16 protein-coding genes, 1 tRNA gene and 1 pseudogene are annotated in these 22155 nt (G+C 39.3%); 16 read left to right on the top strand and 2 right to left on the bottom strand.

Translation table 11 applies throughout. From position 1 onward, the window contains the following. The first annotated feature begins 5 nt into the window (after positions 1-5). From D8S85_RS08095 to D8S85_RS08055, 9 genes and pseudogenes are all read left to right on the top strand, one after another. Positions 6-911, top strand: coding sequence for an NAD kinase (locus D8S85_RS08095; RefSeq protein WP_106480258.1), 906 nt, complete (start codon positions 6-8; stop codon positions 909-911). Between the two features lie 74 nt (positions 912-985). Beyond that, on the top strand, positions 986-1714 hold the full coding sequence (locus D8S85_RS08090) for an isoprenyl transferase (RefSeq protein WP_106480257.1): 729 nt from the start codon (positions 986-988) through the stop codon (positions 1712-1714). A 5-nt stretch (positions 1715-1719) separates the two neighbouring features. After that, positions 1720-4265: pseudogene (locus D8S85_RS08085) on the top strand (BamA/OMP85 family outer membrane protein). A gap of 168 nt (positions 4266-4433) precedes the next feature. Continuing rightward, on the top strand, positions 4434-4970 hold the full coding sequence (locus D8S85_RS08080) for an OmpH family outer membrane protein (RefSeq protein ID WP_106480255.1): 537 nt from the start codon (positions 4434-4436) through the stop codon (positions 4968-4970). Between the two features lie 104 nt (positions 4971-5074). Next, on the top strand, positions 5075-5899 hold the full coding sequence (gene murI / locus D8S85_RS08075) for a glutamate racemase (protein WP_127074963.1): 825 nt from the start codon (positions 5075-5077) through the stop codon (positions 5897-5899). A gap of 88 nt (positions 5900-5987) precedes the next feature. Further along, on the top strand, positions 5988-8192 hold the full coding sequence (locus D8S85_RS08070; RefSeq protein WP_106480253.1) for a RelA/SpoT family protein: 2205 nt from the start codon (positions 5988-5990) through the stop codon (positions 8190-8192). Positions 8193-8276: 84 nt separating this feature from the next. Beyond that, positions 8277-8729: a Fur family transcriptional regulator gene (locus tag D8S85_RS08065; protein WP_106480252.1), complete on the top strand. Its 453-nt coding sequence runs from the start codon at positions 8277-8279 to the stop codon at positions 8727-8729. Positions 8730-8771: 42 nt separating this feature from the next. Further along, complete coding sequence (locus D8S85_RS08060) at positions 8772-10040, top strand: adenylosuccinate synthase (protein ID WP_106480251.1); 1269 nt, start codon at positions 8772-8774, stop codon at positions 10038-10040. A gap of 130 nt (positions 10041-10170) precedes the next feature. After that, entirely contained in the window at positions 10171-10833 is a 663-nt protein-coding gene (locus D8S85_RS08055; RefSeq protein ID WP_172726564.1) for an MgtC/SapB family protein, read from the top strand. 25 nt (positions 10834-10858) lie between these two features. Here D8S85_RS08055 and recQ read toward each other — a convergent pair whose 3' ends face one another. After that, the gene (gene recQ, locus D8S85_RS08050; protein WP_106625022.1) at positions 10859-13033 is read right to left on the bottom strand and encodes a DNA helicase RecQ; all 2175 of its coding nucleotides are present in this window, start codon (positions 13031-13033) and stop codon (positions 10859-10861) included. 236 nt (positions 13034-13269) lie between these two features. Between recQ and D8S85_RS08045 the strand changes: the two genes are divergently transcribed. The 5 genes from D8S85_RS08045 to tig all read left to right on the top strand — a co-directional run bounded on the left by D8S85_RS08045 (position 13270) and on the right by tig (position 19206). Further along, positions 13270-14235, top strand: coding sequence for a KpsF/GutQ family sugar-phosphate isomerase (locus D8S85_RS08045; protein WP_106480250.1), 966 nt, complete (start codon positions 13270-13272; stop codon positions 14233-14235). A 101-nt stretch (positions 14236-14336) separates the two neighbouring features. Then, complete coding sequence (locus D8S85_RS08040; protein ID WP_127074961.1) at positions 14337-16829, top strand: DUF5686 and carboxypeptidase-like regulatory domain-containing protein; 2493 nt, start codon at positions 14337-14339, stop codon at positions 16827-16829. Positions 16830-16899: 70 nt separating this feature from the next. After that, the gene (lptB, locus tag D8S85_RS08035; protein WP_106480249.1) at positions 16900-17631 is read left to right on the top strand and encodes an LPS export ABC transporter ATP-binding protein; all 732 of its coding nucleotides are present in this window, start codon (positions 16900-16902) and stop codon (positions 17629-17631) included. A gap of 64 nt (positions 17632-17695) precedes the next feature. After that, positions 17696-17777, top strand: a tRNA-Leu gene (locus tag D8S85_RS08030). A 76-nt stretch (positions 17778-17853) separates the two neighbouring features. Next, entirely contained in the window at positions 17854-19206 is a 1353-nt protein-coding gene (gene tig, locus D8S85_RS08025) for a trigger factor (protein ID WP_106480248.1), read from the top strand. A 226-nt stretch (positions 19207-19432) separates the two neighbouring features. On the opposite strand, the gene D8S85_RS08020 is transcribed toward tig, so the two are convergent. Further along, positions 19433-20119 (bottom strand): tetratricopeptide repeat protein, encoded by a 687-nt coding sequence (locus tag D8S85_RS08020; protein WP_106480247.1) that lies wholly within the window; start codon positions 20117-20119, stop codon positions 19433-19435. A 217-nt stretch (positions 20120-20336) separates the two neighbouring features. Here D8S85_RS08020 and recF point away from each other — a divergent pair, with 217 nt between their 5' ends. Together recF and D8S85_RS08010 are read left to right on the top strand one after the other, a co-directional pair. After that, the gene (recF, locus tag D8S85_RS08015; protein WP_106480246.1) at positions 20337-21443 is read left to right on the top strand and encodes a DNA replication/repair protein RecF; all 1107 of its coding nucleotides are present in this window, start codon (positions 20337-20339) and stop codon (positions 21441-21443) included. 400 nt (positions 21444-21843) lie between these two features. Then, on the top strand, positions 21844-22134 hold the full coding sequence (locus D8S85_RS08010) for a DUF721 domain-containing protein (RefSeq protein WP_228423159.1): 291 nt from the start codon (positions 21844-21846) through the stop codon (positions 22132-22134). The last annotated feature ends 21 nt before the right edge of the window (positions 22135-22155 follow it).

The following is a 22155-nucleotide window of genomic DNA, read 5'->3' as shown; positions in this document are numbered from 1 at the left end:
AATAAATGTGTTCAAAAATAAGTAAAGTTGCGATTTACGGGCGGGTGATTCACGAAGAGTTTTATCCTTATTTCAAACAAATGCTGCATGATCTGAATGAGCGAGGGGTTTGTTTGACTTGTTATAGACCTTTCTATGATTTTTTGAAGGAGAAATGTGACGTTTCTGATGTTTTTCAAGCCTTTTATGACGAGGATGTTGATAAGGATACGGATGTTTTATTTAGCGTGGGTGGAGATGGAACTTTTCTTGATTCCGTTATGCGTGTAAAAAGTTATGGCGTTCCCGTGTTGGGAATCAATAGCGGGCGGTTGGGTTTTTTGGCTAATATAGCTCAGGAAGAGATTTCACAGGCTATTCGTTGGTTGTGTGCCGGAGAATTTGACGTGGAACAGCGTGCACTGGTGAAATTCGAGATGAAAGATAACCCTTTTGCTAAATTTAATTATGCATTGAACGAGATTAGTATATTGAAGACAGAACGTTCTTCTTTGTTGAAAGTTCATGCTTATATCGAGGGGGAATATCTCACAACATACTGGTCTGATGGTGTGATCGTGGCGACGCCAACCGGGTCCACTGCCTACTCGCTAAGTTGCGGAGGACCGATCGTGGCTTTTGGCTGTGATAATTTGATCATAACTCCGGTCAGTCCGCATAATTTGAATATGCGACCGTTGATTTTGCCCGGTAATGTGAAAATTCGTCTAAAAGTGGAGAGCCGTTCGGGGAATTTCATGTTAAGTGCTGATTCTCGTATGCAAAGAATGTCGGATAATCATGAATTATTTATATCTTCGAGCGATTTTAAAATGAACGTTGTGAAAATGCCGGATCATAGTTATTATGAAACGTTGCGTAATAAATTGAATTGGGGAGAGGACAAGAGGAACAAGAAAGATAGAAGTTAAAAACTAAAAGTTGAAGTGATTTTAAATAATAGAGTTAATTTTATTGGAGAGTGAAAAGTAATTTTCAATTAATTATGGATAAAGAGAATATTCCGGAACACGTGGCAATTATTATGGATGGAAACGGGAGGTGGGCCAAAAGTCGCAGTTTGGAGAGATGGGAAGGTCATAAAAAAGGTGTAGATGCAGTAAGAGCAGCACTAGAGGCTGCTGGAGAGATCGGCGTGAAGTATTTGACTTTATATGCTTTTTCGATAGAGAACTGGAAACGTCCGAAAAAAGAGATTGACGTGTTAATGGGTTTGATGGTGGATGCCATTTTGGCTGAAACTGATAATTTGATGGAAAAGCAAGTCCGGGTGAAGGCTATTGGAAATTTGTTGGATTTGCCGGAAGAGGTGTATAATAAGTTGCAGGGCTTGATAACGAAAACAGCATCGAATACCGGACTAACTCTAGTATTAGCGTTAAGTTATGGGGCAAGATGGGAAATTTTGACTGCAGTCAAGCGAATAGCTCAAGACATACGAGATGGTAAAATTGAAGATATTGAGGCATTTACTGATGTGGATTTTTCTTCCTATCTGACTACGTCTGGAATTCCTGATCCCGATTTGTTGATCCGAACAAGCGGTGAATGTAGGCTTAGTAATTTCCTTTTATGGCAATTAGCGTATACTGAACTATATTTTCTTGATAAATTTTGGCCTGATTTTGAAAAAGAAGACTTATATTTGGCCATTCGTAATTTTCAAAAAAGAGAAAGACGTTTCGGGTTAACCGAAGAGCAACTAAAAAAGTGACTCAGATGATAGGAAAAATAACGCTTTTATTGATCTTTATACTGTGTGTGTACGGGGCTAAGGCCCAAGTCGCAGATACGACACAACAATATGATATTTTTTATTCTTCACCTAAAACTTATGAACTAGCTGGAGTGCGAGCTGTTGGGGGGGGGAGAACTATGATGAGGATTATTTGGCTCAGATGGCTGGATTGTCTATTGGAATGGCAGTACAAATTCCTGGCGAAACAATTACTCGTGCAATTAAAAGATTGTATGGGCACGGAATTTTTTCGGATGTATCAATTGCTATAGATAAGATAGAAGGAGATAAAGTTTATCTGGCTTTATATATTAAGGAACGTCATAAGCTTTCCAAGATTAATTATGTTGGATTGAAAAAAGCGGAGGAGAATAAGATCAAGGAGAAAATGAATTTGTTACCAGGTTCCCAAGTGACAGACTTGATGAAGTCGAATTTAAAGATGCAGATTGAAAAATATCTGAAAGAAAAAGGATATTATAATACGAATATCAGGATTATTCAACGTGATGATCCGGAACATAGTAATTTCGTGATTCTGGATGCTATCGTGGAAAAACATAACAAGATCAAAATTGACGAGATTATTATTACCGGAAACAAGTTAATGAAAGATGGTCGTCTGAAAGGGGCTATGAAGAAGACGAAAGAAAAATCTCTTCGTAATTTCTTCAAGTCGGCTAATTATATAGAAAAGAATTATGATGAAGATAAGTTTCTGCTTGTTGATAAGTATAACGAGAAAGGTTTCCGAGATGCTGTAATTCTTTCGGATAGTGTGGTACAAATCTCTCCTAAGCGAGTAAAGATTTATATTGACGTGCAGGAAGGAAATAAATATTATTTCAATAATATTACTTGGGTGGGTAATACCATTTACTCTTCAGATGTTTTGAGTGATGTGTTGAATATCAAGAAAGGTGATGTTTATAATAGTAAATATCTTGGAGAGCGAATGACGTCAGATGATGATGCTGTTTCTAATCTGTATCAGAATAATGGTTATTTGTTTTCCCGATTGGTTCCGGTAGAGACCATATCTGGAGAAGATTCCATTAACTTGGAAGTTCGGGTGGTTGAAGGTCCTCAAGCTACTATTAATAAAGTAATCATCAAAGGAAACAATCGTACGCACGAGCATGTGATTCGTCGAGAGTTGTATGTTTATCCGGGTGAATTGTTCAGTCGCGAGGATATTATACGAAGTGCCCGAGAGTTGGCAAATATGGGACATTTTGATCCGGAACAAATTCAGCCCGATTTGGCAAATGTGAATGCTGAAGCAGGAACAGCAGATGTTGTATTCAGTTTAGTAGAGAAAGCGAACGATAAAATTGAGCTTTCCGGAGGATGGGGAGCTGGTATGATCATTGGTTCTGTCGGGTTGACGTTCACGAATTTCTCTATTCGTAATATATTTAATTGGGATTCTTATCGTCCTTTGCCGCAGGGTGATGGACAAACGTTTAGTTTGAAAGCTCAGACGAACGGTAAATATTATACTTCTTTCAGTTTATCTTTCCGGGAGCCTTGGTTAGGTGGAAGGAAGCCGAATTCATTGAGTGTATCTTTGTATTTCTCACGTCAAACGGGATATTCTAGTAGTTACCGGAATTCTTATTATATGAGCAATAGTTCCCAGATGTACGATTCTCGTCAGTTGATGTTGACTTACGGTCTTAGCGTAGGATTAGGACGACGCATTAACTGGCCGGATAACTGGTTTACAATGTATAATGAAATTTCATTCCAACGTTATCAATTGAAGAATTGGCCGTATTATATTTTTAGTGATGGTAATTCCAATAACTTGTCTATTGCTACTGTTATCAAGAGAAGTTCTGTTGATAACCCGTTATTCACTAGGATGGGTAGTGAATTCACATTCTCTTTAACATTGACTCCACCGTATTCTTTGTTCTCAAATCGTCATTTCGAAGCTGAGAAGGATCGGGTGAAGTATAGATGGATTGAATATCACAAGTGGAAGTTTAGCGGAAAGGTATTCATGCCATTGACTCGTAGTGAAAAACGTCCATTGGTATTATATGCTTCGGCACAATACGGGTACTTGGGTTACTACGATAAGAACAAAAAGTCTCCGTTCGAAGGATTTGAGATGGGTGGTGATGGAATGTCTGGATATAGTTTGTATGGTAGAGAGTACGTGGGATTGCGTGGTTATGAAAATGGATCGTTGACTAATGCAGGTTCATCTTTTATTGCCCCGAAATCTTCAGATGCGAGCTTGTATTCCAAGTTTACAATGGAATTGCGTTATCCGATTTCTTTAGCCCAATCAGCAACAATTTATGCTTTAGGCTTCTTGGAAGCAGGTAACTCTTGGTTTGAGTTGAAAGATTTCGAACCATTTAATTTATATCGTTCTGCTGGAGTCGGTTTGCGTGTATTCTTGCCGATGTTCGGTTTGCTTGGGATTGACTGGGGGTATGGATTTGATGATGTGCCGGGACGTAGTGGCGCTGGTGGTTCACAATTCCACTTCGTGTTGGGACAAGAATTTTAACCATGTTAGATTTTGAATTTTAGATTTAGAATTAGCTTTAATCTTCATCTGAAATTTAAAATCATTAAATCATAAATTATTTTAGCTTCTTTGCATACATTATGTATGTAGGCTAGGAAAAGGAATTTAATTTTATTATTTTTGTAGATTATTTTAAAGACAAACATTATGAAGAATACGTTGAAATTATTTGCTTTAGTAGCATTTGTGTTTGCTGTTTTTACAGCTTCTGCTCAAACTGCAAAACCCATTAAGTTAGGTCATCTTGATGTCCAAAAGGTGATGACGAGTATGCCTGAATTCAAGAAAGCTCAGGATGATTTAGCAGCTAAGGAGCAAGAGATTAGAAAAGAATTGACAGCAATGCATGATAATTATCAGAAATTAATGCAAGAATATCAAGCAAATGCTAAAACATTAACTGAAATAAGCCGGACAGCTAAAGAACAAGAAATTCAAGGTTTGGCAGAGAGAATTCAAAATTTCCAACAGTTAGCTCAAGAACAAATGGCAAAAACTCAGGAAGATTTGTTAGCCCCGATTATTACTAAAATTCAAAATGCAGTTCAAGCCGTAGGTAAAGAAGGTGGTTTTACCTATATTTTTGCGGCAACTCCTAATTTTGGTCAAGGTGCATTATTGTACACGGCTGATAATAGTGAGGATGTATTACCATTGGTAAAGAAAAAATTAGGTATTCAATAATTTATTATATAATAAAATAAAGTCGCCCTTTTGGGCGGCTTTTTTTTTGCATTCTTTGGGAATAAAGGGTATATTAGCAGCTATAAATTTAATGTAATAGACATATGTCTTGTCCGATTGGGGTGTTTGATTCCGGGTATGGGGGATTGACAATATTGAAAGATATTGTAAAAGAGATGCCTGAGTATGATTATATTTACTTGGGCGATAATGCTCGTACTCCTTATGGAACTCGTTCTTTTGATGTTGTTTACAAGTACACGCGAGAGGCGGTTTTAAAATTGTTCGGGATGGGGTGTAAGCTGGTTATTTTAGCATGCAACACGGCTTCTGCAAAAGCCTTACGGACAATCCAGCAAGTTGATCTGCCTCGGATAGATCCTCAACGAAGAGTGTTGGGGGTTATTCGTCCCAGTGTAGAAGCAGTGGCGGATTTTACCAAGAATGGGCATATCGGTATTTTGGCAACATCTGGGACTGTGGCATCGGAGTCATATTTGTTAGAGATTGCCAAAATTCATTCGGAGAAGGGTTTTTTGGTTACGCAGCAGGCTTGTCCCATGTGGGTCCCAATCGTGGAGAATAACGAGATGAATTCCCCGGGAGCAGTTTTTTTTGTGCAGAAGTATATAGATATGATCCTGCAAGTTGACCCTCAGATTGACACTCTTGTGTTAGCTTGTACACATTATCCGTTATTGAGAAGTGTTATTGATCTTTTTATTCCAAAAGAGATAACTATAATTCAGCAGGGTGAAATTGTAGCACGAAGTTTGAGAGACTATTTGTATCGACATCCGGAAATGGAGCGAGAGCTTTCCCGGGGAGGACAGATTGAATTCTTGACCACGGAGAAAGATGGAATGTTTGATAAGATGGCAGCGCTATTCATGCAGGCGGACGTGACTTCCCGGCATGTAGAACTGTAAAGTTTAGTGATTAAGCGATTTATGATTCCAATTTGTGATTGATATTTAATCTTAAATTTAGAATCTTAAATCTAAAATTATTTGGGTTATGGACGAGCAGGAAATGATTGAAATGGCTTTCGATGATTTGATAAAATCTTTGCGAAAGGGGACGACTGAGGAGAGTGTGAAAATGATTCGCAGGGCATTTGAATTTGCCCGGGAAGCTCATCAGGGGGTTAGACGTAAATCGGGAGAGCCTTATATATTGCATCCTTTGGCAGTGGCGAAGATTGCGGTAAAGGAGATCGGATTGGGTACAAAATCAGCTGTAGCAGCGCTTTTGCATGATGTGGTGGAAGATACCGATTACACGGTGGAGGATATAGCTAATCTTTTTGGTCCTAAAATAGCATCGCTTGTTGACGGATTGACGAAAATCAGCGAGGTTATGGGGTCTAACACGACCAAGCAGGCCGAGAGTTTTCGTAAGATGATTCTGACATTGGCGGATGACGTACGGGTAATTTTGATAAAGATTGCAGACCGTTTGCATAATATGCGAACGCTTGATTCTATGCCGGAACATAAACAAGTGAAAATAGCAAGTGAAACACTTTATATATATGCACCTCTAGCGCATCGGATGGGATTGCATGCGATCAAAACAGAGTTGGAGGATTTGAGTCTGAAGTATGAGAATCCTGTTGAATATCAAGAACTGGAAAAGAGAATTCATGATTATCGGGATGAACATACCGGTTTGTATCAGCAATTTATTGCTCCGATTCGGGAGCGTTTAACAGAAAATGGGTATCATTACGATATAACAGCACGAACGAAGAGTGTCTATTCTGTGTGGTCAAAAATGCAGCGTAGACACATTTCTTTTGAAGAGATATATGATTTGCTTGCCGTGAGGATCGTGTTCGATCCAAAGGATAATCAGCCGGAGAAATGGCAATGCTGGAATATTTACTCGTTGATTACTGATATGTATAGCCCAAAACCGGAGAGAATTCGGGATTGGGTGAGTGTTCCAAAGGCAAATGGTTATGAGGCGTTGCATCTTACTGTCATGGGACCTGGGGGAAAATGGATCGAGGTACAAATTCGTTCTCGTCGAATGGATGAGATTGCAGAGAAGGGATTGGCTGCACATTGGAAATACAAGGGAGATAATGCTGAGGCAAGTAATGAGGTGGACAAGTGGTTGGCGGGAATTAAGGAGATGTTAGAACAACCTGGAACTGATGCGTTGGAGTTTTTAGACGAGTTTAAGCTTAATCTTTTTGCTAAGGAAATTCGGGTGTTTACCCCGAAAGGGGAGATGCGAACCCTTCCGAAGGGGGCTTCTGTCTTGGATTTTGCTTATGATATTCACACGGAGATAGGGAACTCATGTATTGGCGGTAAGGTGAATCATAAACTGGTTCCGATGAGCCATCGATTACAGAGTGGAGATCAAGTTGAGGTGCTGACTAGCGATAAACAGAAACCACAGGGTGATTGGCTTGATTTTATCGTTACAGCTAAAGCACGAAATAATATACTTATGGTTTTCCGAAGGGAGAAAAAGGAGCAAATCCGTATAGGAACCACTATGTTTGAAAAATTGCTGGAAGATATGAAATTGCCTTTCGGGGCAGAAAATCTGAATAAGGCTTTATTGCATTTGAAGTTGCAACATAAAGATGATTTATACGTGAGTCTTGCTAAAGGGCATTTGGATATAGAAGAGGTGCGTAAAGCCTTAAAGAAAAAGTCGGAAAATAAATTTGTCAAGTATTGGAAACTCCAGTTTTTCAAGAGCGATAAGGATAAGTCTGTGCAAGATAAAGACGAAAAAAAAGGAGAAGTGATTAATGATATTACTGCTGATGATGCTTCGGACTTTATCATTGCTCCATGTTGCAATCCTATTCCCGGCGACGATGTTGTTGGCATGAAGATTGACGGGGATAAGATTACTGTGCATAAACGGAAATGCCCGGAGGCAATCCGGTTAATGTCCAGCTATGGGGACAAAATTGTTCCAGTGAAATGGGTTAGCCATAAAATCATGTCTTTCCTTGCTGTGATCAAATTAAATGGCATTGATAGCACTGGAATAGTGAGTGATATTACAATGATTATATCAAAAGAGAGTAACGTGAACATGAGAACGGTGCATTTTGAAACCAAGGATGGAATCTTTGAGGGAATGATTCATTTGTATGTACATAATACGGCAGATTTGAATAATTTGATGATGAAGATTGCTTCTTTGAAAGGAGTAGAGAATGTTTCCAGGGTAGAGAATTTGGATAACTAAATTGAATTTTGTCTAAATAAAGATAGAACTTCGGATAATTATTGTAACTTAGCGATGTTGTAAATAGAATTAGCTTTGGACTCAATGGAAAAAATAAAGGAAACGGTGAAAGAGATTTTTACCACTTACCTGCAGCAGAAGGGGCATCGTAAGACGCCAGAGAGATATGCTATTTTAGATGAGATCTATTCTCATGCCGGGCACTTTGATATAGAATCCTTGTATGTATTTATGAAGAATAAGAACTATAGGGTTAGTCGTGCAACATTGTACAATACGATTGATTTGTTGTTGGAATGCAAGCTAGTGATCAAGCATCAGTTCGGGAATAACATCGCACAATTCGAACGTGCGTATAATAACCGAAAACATGAACATATTGTATGCAAGATATGTGGAAAAGTGGAAGAGTTCGCTGATTCTCGATTGGAGGAAATTGTTGAACACGTGGAAGAAAAGTATGATTTTACTGTCCATCATCATATGCTTTATATTTATGGTATTTGCAGTAATTGTAAGTTGGCAGGTAAGAAATAAATATTAATTTTGTACGTTCGTTTTATAAAAATATAATATCAGATGAAAGTAGATGTATTGTTGGGATTACAGTGGGGAGATGAAGGTAAAGGAAAAGTAGTTGACGTGTTAACCCCGAATTATGATGTTGTGGCTCGTTTTCAGGGAGGGCCTAATGCCGGGCACACGCTTGAATTCGAAGGTCAAAAATATGTGCTTCGTTCCATTCCATCCGGAATTTTTCAAGGAGATAAAGTCAATATCATCGGTAATGGTGTCGTAATCGATCCTGCTTTGTTTAAAGCGGAAGCAGAAGCGTTGGCAGCGTCTGGTCACGATTTAAAAAAAAGACTTCATATATCTAAGAAAGCACATCTGATTTTGCCGACCCATCGATTTCTAGATGCTGCTTACGAGGCTGCCAAGGGCGATGCTAAAGTGGGAACTACCGGAAAAGGAATCGGACCGACGTACACGGATAAAATTAGTAGAAACGGTGTTCGAGTAGGTGATATTTTACATGATTTCGATGTAAAATATGCGAAGGCGAAGGCTCGTCACGAACAGATATTGAAAAGTTTGAACTTTACTTATGATTTAGCAGTTGCAGAGAAAGAGTGGTTGGAAGGAATCGAGTATTTGAAACAATTCGAGTTGGTAGATAGTGAGCATGAGATTAACCGATTATTGGATGATGAAAAGTCCATTTTGGCAGAAGGAGCTCAGGGTACCATGCTGGATATAGATTTTGGTTCTTATCCTTTCGTCACTTCTTCAAACACGATTTGTGCTGGGGCTTGTACAGGATTGGGAGTTGCTCCTCGTCGTATTGGAGAAGTTTACGGTATCTTCAAAGCATATTGTACCCGTGTTGGTAGTGGACCATTCCCAACGGAATTGGAAAATGAAACTGGTGATAAACTTTGTGAGTTTGGACATGAGTTCGGTTCCGTGACAGGTCGTAAACGTCGTTGTGGATGGGTAGACTTGGTGGCATTGAAATATGCAATTATGGTTAATGGGGTGACCCAGTTGATTATGATGAAGAGTGATGTGCTGGATACTTTTGATACAATTTCTGCTTGCGTTGCTTATGAGGTGGATGGGAAAGAGATAGATTATTTCCCGTATGATATTACGGAAGGTGTGAAACCAATCTATGCTGAGTTGCCGGGTTGGAAATGTGATATGACAAAAATGACTTCAGAGGATGAATTCCCAGAAGAGTTCAATAATTATTTGGCATTTTTGGAAGAGGAGACCGGCGTCCCGATCAAGATTGTATCCGTGGGGCCGGATCGAGAACAGACGATTATTCGTTATATGGAATAAGGGAATTTCGATAAAATAGAAAAACCGTTTTGCTGTTGGGCAGAACGGTTTTTCTTTTTTATCGAAATTTTGCGTAGATTAGTTTATCTTTGTGTGAAGATAAGGATCAGGTAAAAGAGATATGGATATGATGACATGGGATTTTTTCTTTAGGTTACTTGTAGCCGGAGTTTTAGGGGCTATCATTGGTTTGGATCGTGAATATCGGGCGAAGGAAGCGGGGTTTAGAACTCATTTTTTGGTAGCTTTAGGTAGTGCACTTTTTATGATCGTTTCAAAATATGGATTTTGGGATATTCTTGGAGATACGGGGATCGGTCTTGACCCGAGTCGTATAGCGGCTCAAGTGGTGAGTGGTATAGGTTTTTTGGGGGCCGGGACTATTATTATTCAAAAATTATTTGTAAGAGGATTGACTACGGCTGCTGGGATATGGGCCACTTCTGCTATTGGTCTTGCAGTCGGAGCCGGACAATATTGGTTGGGGATCAGTGCAATGTTGTTGACTTTATTGGGTTTAGAAGGATTGGGATATATTTTTCAAAAGTTCAGCCAACGGAATGTATTGTTAATATTTACGACAACAAATCAAGAGGTAATCAAGGAGGTTACTGATGAGATAAAGAGTAAAAAGCATACAATCAGTTCTTATTCTACTGAGTCATCCAGGTTAGGGGATATAATCACTTATCGGGTGACAATGGTTATTCGTACTCATAAGACAGGGGATGAAACTTTGCTATTCCAGTTTATACAGCATTTGCCGGATGTGATGATTGATCGGATGGAATAAAAAAAGCGACTTTAAGTCGCTTTTTTTAATTTCCATGTTTGGAGTGTAGTTTCAGTCTCATTAGACGAAGATCTTCTTCCGAATAGTCTCCTTCGAATTCTTCATAGGCATCTCCAATATTATCACTTTTAGCTTCCATAAAGTAATCCATGATTTCTTGCTGTTGCTCTTCATCCAAAATTTGATTGATGTAATAGTCAATGTTGAGTTTGGTCCCGGAGAAGACGATGGCTTCCATTTCTTTGATCAGTTCCTCAAAGGTAAGACCTTCTGCAGAGGCAATGTCTTCCAGGTCAATTTGACGGTCAATATTTTGAATGATATATACCTTGAATTTTGACTTATTGGCGACGGTTTTAACAACTAAATCTTGCGCTCTTTCGATTTCGTTGTCTTCAACGTATTGTTTGATTACTTCAACGAATTCCTGTCCGTACTTTTGCGCTTTTCCTGAACCTACCCCCTGTATGTTGGCTAGTTCTTCCAATGTGATGGGGTAATTAGTACACATATCCTCTAGGGATGGATCTTGGAAAATCACGTACGGTGGCAGATTGTTCTTCTTGGCAATCTTTTTCCGTAAATCTTTCAGTATGGCAAATAAGGTGTTGTCGAGTGCTGATACTCCCCCTTTTTCCTGAAGTTTCTCTTCTGATTCTTCAAAATTATGATCTTCCATCAGCATAAAGTCTTTAGGTTCTTTTAAAAATTCGTGGCCTTTTTCAGTTAGTTTTATGACCCCGTATTGTTCAATATCTTTTTCTATATAATTAGCAATTAAAGCGCGTCTGAATACCATGTTCCAGAACTGTGCATTCTTTTCAGAACCGACACCAAAAGATTCCAGTTCGTCATGATGATACGATTTTATCATGGAATCGGTTTCTCCAAGAAGAATATTTACCATGTGGTCTACCTTGAATTTTTCTTTTACTTCAAGGATGACATTCAAGGCATCAATTAAGTATTCTTTGCCTTCGAATTCTTTTTTCGGGAATAAGCAGTTATCACAGGCTCCACAATTTTCTTCATCATAGTTTTCACCGAAATAGTGTAACAGTACTTTTCTGCGGCAAAGAGAAGTCTCTGCGTAAGAAACAGTTTCCATTAGGAGTTGTTTCCCGATTTCCTGTTCGGCAATCGGTTTACCTTGCATGAATTTTTCCAGTTTTTGGATGTCTTTGTAGCTGTAGAATGTCAAACAATAACCTTCTCCTCCGTCCCGTCCTGCTCTTCCGGTCTCTTGGTAATATCCTTCGAGGCTTTTGGGAATATCGTAATGAATGACAAAACGTACGTCTGGTTTATCAATGCCCATTCCAAAAGCGATTGTTGCTACGATAACGTTGACTTCTTCCATCAAGAACTTGTCTTGATTGGCACTACGGGTCGATGCGTCCATACCGGCATGGTAAGCGGCAGCCTTGATTCCATTCACGCAAAGGACTTCCGTGAGTTCTTCCACTTTTTTACGGCTCAGGCAGTAAATGATACCTGATTTGCCTTCGTTGTTTTTAATGAATTTTATGATATCTTTTGTCGGGTCCACCTTTGGACGTACCTCGTAGTAGAGGTTTGAACGATTGAAGGAAGACTTAAACACTTGAGCATCCAGCATGTCCAAGTTTTTCTGAATGTCATGTTGGACTTTCGGAGTCGCTGTTGCCGTTAAAGCGATAATCGGGGCTTTCCCGATTTGCTCCACGATCGGTCTGATTTTGCGATACTCTGTCCGAAAATCGTGTCCCCATTCGGATATACAGTGGGCTTCGTCTACCGCAAAGAAGGAGATAGGTACTTTTCGTAAGAATTCAATATTACTTTCTTTGGTTAGAGATTCTGGGGCTACATATAATAGTTTTGTTTTACCACTCAACACGTCTTCTTTTACTTTTAGAATATCACTTTTGCTAAGAGACGAATTCATGAAGTGGGCAACTCCCTCCGATGCGCTGAACGAACGCATGGCATCAACTTGGTTTTTCATTAAAGCAATTAGTGGCGATATCACTATTGCTGTTCCGTCAAGTATTAAGGCTGGTAACTGGTAACACAAAGATTTTCCCCCCCCCGTTGGCATCAGTACAAACGTGTTGTTTCCAGCGAGGACGTTTTTTATTATTTGCTCTTGATTCCCTTTGAAGTTATCAAAGCCGAAATACTCTTTTAATTTAGCATGTAAATCTATTTGCAATCCCATTGTTTTTTTAATTTTCACACACCCCATTTTTACACGGGTGCGCAAATTTATAACTTAATTTGTTTTTACAAACAAAATCTTCTATAATAAATCTATCATCACTCGTTTTTGAGCTATCATAAAAAATGATACTTTTGTCCCTAGTAAAGTTATAGCAAAAAATGATAAGTGCAATATTTTTTTTCTTTTTTTGCTTTAAGGACGACTTTTGAATGAATATTTATAATTAGATAGTCATGGTAGATATAAAATCGGTTGCACGCAAAGTGATTCAAGATGAGACAGTAGCTATTCAAAATTTGATAAACTATATAGATGATGATTTTGAGGCTGTCGTTAGATTAATTTATAAAAATAAGGGGCGGGTGATTATCACTGGCATTGGGAAAAGTGCAATTATTGCGACAAAAATTGTGGCAACAATGAACTCCACGGGAACCCCAGCCGTGTTTATGCACGCTGCGGATGCTATTCATGGTGATTTGGGAATGATCCGGGAAGAGGACGTGGTGATATGTGTTTCCAAGAGTGGAAACACTCCGGAAATAAAAGTTTTGATCCCGTTGATACGAAATAACGGAAATAATAATATTGTGGCAATGGTGTCAAATACGGACTCTTTTTTGGCTAAAAACTCCCTTTATGTACTGAAGGCGAAAGTGGAAAAAGAAGCTTGTCCTTTAAATTTAGCTCCCACAAATTCAACTACGGCACAGTTAGTGCTGGGAGATGCATTAGCAATGTGTTTGGTAGAGTGTCGTAGTTTCTCAAGCAGGGATTTTGCAAGATTTCATCCGGGCGGAAGTTTAGGAAAACGTTTGTACACGAGGGTTTCGGATGTTTATGATGAAACGAATCGGCCTTGTATCACGAGAGATGCGGGAATTCGCCCCGTGATTCTAGCCATGTCGAAAGGACGTTTGGGTGCAGTGGCAATTGTGGATGAGGAAGAACGTTTGGAAGGAATTATCACGGATGGTGACTTGCGGCGGATGATGGAGAAATATGATGATGTGGATGGGTTGACGGCAAAAGATGTCATGTCAAAATCTCCCAAGACAATATCGGAGGAAGAACTGGCGTACAATGCTTACCGGATGATGGAGCAAAATAGTATTACCCAGCTGGTTGTCGTTGATAATGAACGTCATTACAAAGGAATGGTACACATACACGACATATTGCGTGAAGGAGTGGTTTAATGTATGATTTGTGATTGATGATTTATGATGGGGATTATCTTCATTTTGAATGGTTGTTCCTAACTCGAAATTGTGAATCTAAAATCGTAAATTTTTTTGTAATGAAATATCTGAAATTGTGTTTTGTCTTGTTGTTGTTGGCGTGGGTGTCTGTAATAGAGGCGCAAACGACGAAGGTTAGAGGAAAAGTAGTGGATGCTGAAACGGGGGAACCGATGCCATTAGTAAGTATTGTATTTGTAGGTACAACGATTGGTGTTACGACCGATTTTGACGGAAATTATGATATTGAAACAAGAGAGGATGTTAGCGAAATTATGGCATCCTTTGTTTCTTATGAGCGTCAAACCGTGGAGGTTAAGAAAGGAGCTTTCAATACGATTGATTTTAAATTAGTGCCAATCGTGACCAATTTGGACGAGGTAAAGGTGATACCGGGAGAGAATCCTGCACATGCTATCTTGCGGAATATTTCAAAGAATAAGAAGAGAAACAATCCGGCAGAAAAGGATTCCTATAGTTATGCTACCTATACGAAGATGGAATTGGATATTGCGAATATGAAGCCGGAGTTTAAGAATAAAAAATTGCAGAAAAATTTCGGTTTTATTTTTCAGTACATGGACACTTCGAGTATTACAGGGAAGGCTTATCTACCGGTGATGATTTCTGAGGCTTCGGCAGATTACTATTATCGGCGCTCTCCGAAATTGTCAAGGGAAATCGTGAAAGCCAGCCGAATTTCGGGTATCGAGGAGGATTACAGTTTAGCTCAGTTTACGGGACATCTACATGTGAATGTGAACTTGTATGATAATTACATTAATATTTTTGAGGTGAATTTTGCTAGCCCGTTGAGTGAACACGGGTTGATGTATTACAAGTATTTTCTGGTAGATAGCGTACAGAAGGAGGGACGAAAGATATATAAGATTCGTTTTCATCCTAGGGGAAAGTCTACCCCGGTGTTTGATGGGGAGGTAAATATAGATTCCACTACATGGGCGTTGGAGTCCGCTCGTTTACGTATGGCTAAAGGATTGAATGTAAACTGGATAAAGGATTTGGCTATCGAGAATACGAATGAATTAATTAATGATTCTACTTGGTTTTTAAAGCAGGATAAAATATTGGCTGATTTTACCGTACAGATGAAGGATTCCTCCAAGTTAATCTCGTTTATGGGACATCGTCAGATTGACTATTCAAATGTGAAGGTGAATGAAGATATCCCTACCGAGATTCTGAAACTGGATAATGACGTGATCATTAATAAGGATGTCCTTCAGAGTGATGAAAGTTACTGGCAAACAGTACGTCCTTACGAGTTAAGTGAAAAGGAACAGAATATATATAATATGGTGGACTCAATAAAGAATGTCCCGTTGTATAAAAATATATACGACATCATTCAGACCGCCTTACTTGGCTACTATAACACGAAATATATCGGTTTTGGACCTTATTATAAATTGATGAGTTTTAATAAGTTGGAGAGATGTCGTTTCCAGTTGGGAGTCAAAACTACGAGTGATTTTAGCAAGCATGTGCGGCTTACCGGGTACGGGGCTTATAGCACGAAAGATGGTGAATTTAAAGGAGGCGGAACTGTTGAATATATCTTTAATAATCAACCGACATCGAAGTTCACGATTGGAGGACGGCATGATGTATTACAGTTGGGAGCCAGCGAGAACGCCTTTACCACAGGTAATATATTGAGTTCGATATTTTCTAGGGGGAATAATGATAAGTTGACTTTAATTAATTCATTTGATGTACGTTACGAAAAGGAATGGTGGCAAGGTTTTTCGAATTCCTTTGCATTGGAATATCGTCAGATGTTTCCCACGAAATATGTCGATTTTGTTCGCCCGAATGGAGAAGTCGTGGATCAGATTCATACAACCCAGTTGCGTTTGGGAACACGTTTGTCGAGGAACGAGATTGTCGTGCGACAGACGTTTGATAAAGTTTCCATGGGATCGGATTTTCCGATCGTGGGAATTGACGTGGTGGCCGGGTTAAAGAATATATTGAATGGGGATTACGAGTATTACCGTTTGGAATTATCTGTGAAACATGATTTTGATATTGCCCCGTTAGGATATAGTGATATAATGTTATCTGGGGGAAAGATATTTAATAAGGTACCTTACCCGTTGTTGAAATTACACGAGGGGAATGCTACTTATTTTTATGATCCTTATGCATTCTCTTGCATGAATTTTTACGAGTTCGCATCCGATTTATGGGGAGCAGTGTTTTGGGAACATCACTTTAGAGGATTTTTCTTAAGTAAGATTCCATTAATGAAACGGTTGAAATGGCGTGAGGTGGCGACAGTGAAAGCCTTGTGGGGCACATTGTCGAATAAGAATAATGGTAGTCTGCTTAACACGGATGCTATTTTCCGGTTTCCGGAGGGTATGTCTTCTGTGTCGAAGCCTTATGTTGAAGCCGGAGTCGGGATTGAAAATATTTTCCGGTTTATTCGCGTGGATGCTATCTGGCGGTTAACGCATCGTGGTGATCGTTCGGGACAGGACGTGGATAATTTTGCGATTAATTTCTCGTTACATCTAAATTTCTAATATTTTTCAATTTTCAATTTTCAATTTTTAATTGTAAAAGACTATCTTAGCGCGGTAAATATAGTAAGATATGAAATTAAGAGCTGAGGAATTAGTAAAAAAATACAAGAGCCGTACGGTAGTGAAAGGAGTTTCCGTGAACGTGGAACAAGGGGAGATCGTCGGGCTATTAGGACCGAATGGGGCAGGAAAGACCACGTCATTTTATATGATTGTGGGATTGATTAAACCGAATGGGGGACGTATTTTCTTGGACGACACGGAGATTACGACAGAACCTGTGTATCGTCGTGCTCAGCTTGGAGTGGGGTATCTTGCTCAGGAAGCTTCCGTGTTTCGGCAGTTGAGTGTGGAGGATAATATCAAAGCTGTTCTGGAGATGAGTAATTTGCCGAAAGATTACCAGCGTCACCGACTGGAGGAAATGTTGGATGAGTTCGGTTTGCAGCATATTCGCAAGAGTAAGGGAATTCAATTGTCGGGAGGAGAGCGTCGACGCACGGAAATTGCGCGAGCGTTGTCGATTGCTCCGAAATTTATCTTATTGGACGAACCTTTTGCTGGAGTGGATCCGATTGCCGTGGAGGATATTCAGAGCATCGTGATCAAGTTAAAAGAGAAAAATATTGGGATTTTGATCACGGACCACAACGTGCAGGAGACTTTGTGTATTACAGACCGGGCTTATCTGTTGTATGACGGGAGAATTTTACAATCCGGTTCAGCAGAGGATTTGGCTAATGATCCGGAAGTTCGAAGGGTTTACTTGGGAAAAAATTTCGAATTACGTGGGAAAAAATAAAAAAACGGTAAAATCGTTTTGTTTTTCACGGAAAAGCAATATATTTGCACCGTCAAAATAGCAAGCGGGCGTGGCGAAACTGGTAGACGCACTAGACTTAGGATCTAGTGCCGCAAGGCGTGGGGGTTCGAGTCCCTTCGCCCGCACTTGAAGAGATGGCCGCCTTACAAAGAGGTGGCCTTTTTGTTTGTTTTATCAATTATAGTATTATCATAGAGAAGTATGAATGTAACAAAGAACCAAATCGATGATCTTAATGCAACCATTAAGATCCAATTGGATAAGGAGGATTACGCAACTCGCGTGAGCGACGCGTTGAAAGATTACCAGAAGAAAGCGGTGATTGATGGTTTCCGGAAAGGGAAAACTCCTTTCGGTATTATCAAGAAAATGTATGGTAAAGCCGTTTTGATTGAGGAGATCAACAAGTTGATCGGAGAGAGTTTGTCTAATTATATCCAGGAGAACGATTTGAATATCTTGGGTGAACCACTTCCGAGCGAGACGGAGCAGAAGGAGTTGAATCTAGACGAGGAAAACTTCGAATTTGTTTATGATATTGCTTTGGCTCCCGTGATGAATGTGAAATTAAGCAAAAGAGAGAAAGTTCCTTATTACATCATCAAAGTGGATGATGAAATGATTGACAAACAGATTGAAAGCATCTGCAAGAGTAATGGTGAATTGATTTCGGTTGACACGATTGAGGGGTCAGAGTATGTGAAAGGAGAGTTGATAGAGTTGGGAGAAGACGGAAAACCTAAAGAAGGCGGAATTCATGTTGAGGATGCCTCTTTGTCTGTTGAGCATATGAAGGATGAAGAGCAAGTGAAAATCTTCGTTGGTAAACAGGTTGGGAATGAGGTGATTTTCAACCCGTCAAAAGCTTATCCCAATAAAACGGATTATGCCGCTCTGTTACAAATAAGCAAGGAAGAAGCTGAGCATGTTACATCTGATTTTTGTTTTATCATCAGCGAGATTAAACGTTACGTTGAGGCAGAAGTGAATCAAGCTTTATTTGATAAAATTTACGGAGAAGGTAACGTGAAGAGCGTTGAGGAATTTCGGGCTCGAGTGAAAGAAGACTTGGCTAAACAGTTCAGAGCTCATAGCGAGTACCGTTTAACAGTAGATGCTCGAGACAAGATGTTGAAGAAAAACGAGGATGTGGTCCTTCCTGAAGCATTCTTGAAACGTTGGATGTTGGCTACCAATAAGGAATTAACCCAAGAGGCTGTTGATAAAGATTTCAATTCTTACCGTGATGAATTTAAGTGGCAGTTGATTAAGGGCGATATGATCAAGGAAAATAACATCAAAGTTGAGGATGAGGATATGAAGGCCGTGGGACGTGAAGTCGCTGCTGCACAATTACAACAATATGGATTATATGGTTTGTCTGACGAGCAATTGGATGGTTTTGCTGTTCGTTTGCTTGAAAATGAGAAACAGCGTGCCAGTCTTTACGATCGTGCATTGGAAAATAAAATTTTCAGTGTTATTAAAGAGGGAGTGAAACTTGAAGAGCAAGAGATTTCCATGGAGGATTTCGGAAAGTTGTTCGAGAAGTAATCAATCAAGATTATATAAGGTAATCCCGTCTCGTTGAGGCGGGATTATTTTTTGCTTAAAGTTTGCTGTTACACCCGGAATTAATCGAGTTCATTGTGATTGCAGATAATTAACGAGATGCTGGTGAGATTTCCTGATTGGAGTGCCGAGATCAGTTGGGGAATGAAAATTGGAAATAAAAAAAGCTATCCTATGAAGGATAGCTTATATAAGTAATTCTGAATTCTTATTTCATATGTAGTTTTGCACGAGTGATGTATTTTTCGATGTCACGAGCTTCATAAGAAGCGGGGAATTCTTTTTCTAGTCTTTCATACATGCTCAATGCACTTTTATAATCGTTTGCTTTCTCGAAAGCAAGTCCGGCTTTCATCATGATAACTGGAGTTGTAACCATGTTGGTCATTCCGGTTGTCGCTTTTTGATAATAGTTAGAAGCTTTTTTGAAATCGCCCAACTGCATGTAAGCATCACCCAAGTTTGCCATTGCCATGCTGGAGAAAATTACGTCGTTGGAAGAAAATTTTTCCAAGTGTTTGATAGCATTTTTGTTGTCCCCCAAGTGTAAATAGCAAATTCCGGCATAATAATTAGCCAAATTTCCACTGGGAGTAGAGCTGTATTTGTCAATGATTTCCAAGAAGCCAGGAGCGTTTCCATCACCATTAAGAGCCATATTAAAAGAATCTTTTTCAAAAAGGTTTTCGGCAACAAACATTTGTTTCAATGCTTCTTCTTTCATTGGGGTCTTGTAAAATCTATAGTATCCCAAGATTGCACCTACTACGATGATGATAACGAGGACTCCTCTTACCAATAACTTTTGATTTTTCTCGATAAATTGTTCGGTCGAAATCGTGGCTTCTTCAATTTGTTCAAAGCCATCCACACGTTTCTGTTTCTCTTTTGACATGGTTATATGTTTTTGTTATTTACTTTTCTTATTTCTAGACGTATTACTCATCAACGTGCAAAATTAATTTTTTTTTTGATATCAAAAGGGGCTCCATGAAATTTTGTGCAAAAAATTATCTGCTCGATGGATGATATCCTTCTTTTCCTTACTTTTGGTCATCAGTTTCACGTTCGTGTTGGAACTTGTTGCTTGTAACCACTAACAGTTGAAATGAATGATTTTAAGGAATTTGAATATTGTGAATTATAAAAATATCGCCGAGGTGAGTGTCACGTGTTGTCCCCGGTTTAATTGTTTTATCGGGAATAACGGTGTGGGGAAGACCAATATTCTGGATGCCGTGTATCAGTTGTCGATGTGTAAAAGCTATTTCAATCTGCCCGATGCGCAAAATATTCGCCACGGGGAGGCTTTTTTCATGATTGAGGGTCAATATGTGCACGGGAACGAGGAGATTGACGTGTACTGCGGGGTAAAACGAGGTCAGAAGAAAATTTTTAAAAAGAATAAAAAGGCTTATATGCGGCTTTCTGATCACATCGGGTTGTTGCCGTTAGTTATTATTTCGCCTGCGGATGTGGTGTTGATTGATGGTGCTAGTGAGGAGAGAAGACGTTTTATTGACGGGGTGATCAGCCAGTGTGATAAAGAATACTTGCAATTATTAATTCGCTACAATCGGGTGTTAGTACAGCGAAATAGTTTTTTGAAGGAATACGCGGGACGATCCATTGATGCGGACATGTTGTCCGTGTGGGATGAACAACTCGCGGATTGTGGGTGTGTCATTCTTGAACGACGTAGGGCTTTCGTGTATGAGTTGGAGGAAATGTTTCAAGTGTATTATGACCGGGTTGCATTGGGAAGGGAAAAAGTTATGCTGGAATATTCGACGACTATAAAGAATGATGATTTCTTGGCTTCATTGCGTGATAGTTTCGATCGAGACAGAATATTGACTTACACGACAGTGGGAGTACATCGGGATGATTTGAACTTGAGTCTGGAAGGGTATCCCGTGAAGAAACTGGGGTCTCAGGGACAGAAAAAGAGTTTTCTGACAGCGTTGAAATTGGCACAGTTTGCTTACTTGGTGAAGCAGAAGGGGGTGAAGCCGTTGTTATTGTTGGATGATATTTTTGATAAGTTGGATGCTGATCGGGTAAGTCAAATCATTCAAATAGTTTCAAGTACGGACTTTGGTCAAGTTTTTGTTACGGATACCAATCGTGAACATATTGACGAAATTTTGCAGCAACATGCCATGGAGTATAAGATATTTCATGTTGTGGGAGGGAATGTCGCAGATTTAAAATATTGAATAGAAAGAATCTAAAATTTAAGGTACTTGTATACCACCTTTACAACGAAATATGAAGTAAACTTTTCCTAGTTAATACACGCATATCTTTCGTGGCATATTCGATGTTCTTAGGGATTAAAGACGCATCAAAGACGTATCAAAGACGTTACAAAGACGTTCGTGGACGTCCCTGACACGTTCCCGTGGCGAAATGAATTGGCGCTTGTTTTAGAAATAGATCCCTTATCCATTTGATTATGAATGGTAAATATACCTTCTTGCCTGCAGGAGTTAATATCTCACAACAAAATCGTGTATAACTACCAAATTTAAAATCTAAAATTCATTTGGGTTATTCAGAAAATCGTATTTTTGTAGAATAAATTTAATTGTAAAATTATTATAAACTAGGAATATTTTGAAGCAGGGTAAGACGTTGACAATGGATGAATTGGTAAATCTTTACTTGGAGCAGATGGGGTTATCCCGTCAGTTTAAAGAGAGGGAGGTGTGCCAGGTTTGGCCGGATGTCGTGGGGGGAATGATTGCTTCTCGGACAAAGAGTTTACGGATTTCAGAGGGAAAAGTGTTTGTGAGTTTCACTTCTTCCGTGGTAAAAAACGAGATCTTGATGGTGAAAGAGGGATTAATAAAAGCTCTGAATGATCGGGTCGGAGATAATGTAGTGAAAGATATTGTAGTGTTCTAGTCGTAGAACATTTAAATAAGA

Source organism: Butyricimonas faecalis (assembly GCF_003991565.1).
Classification (GTDB): Bacteria; Bacteroidota; Bacteroidia; order Bacteroidales; family Marinifilaceae; genus Butyricimonas; species Butyricimonas faecalis.
Note: the sequence above shows the minus strand (reverse complement) of the source record. Positions and strands in the feature narration are given on the sequence as shown.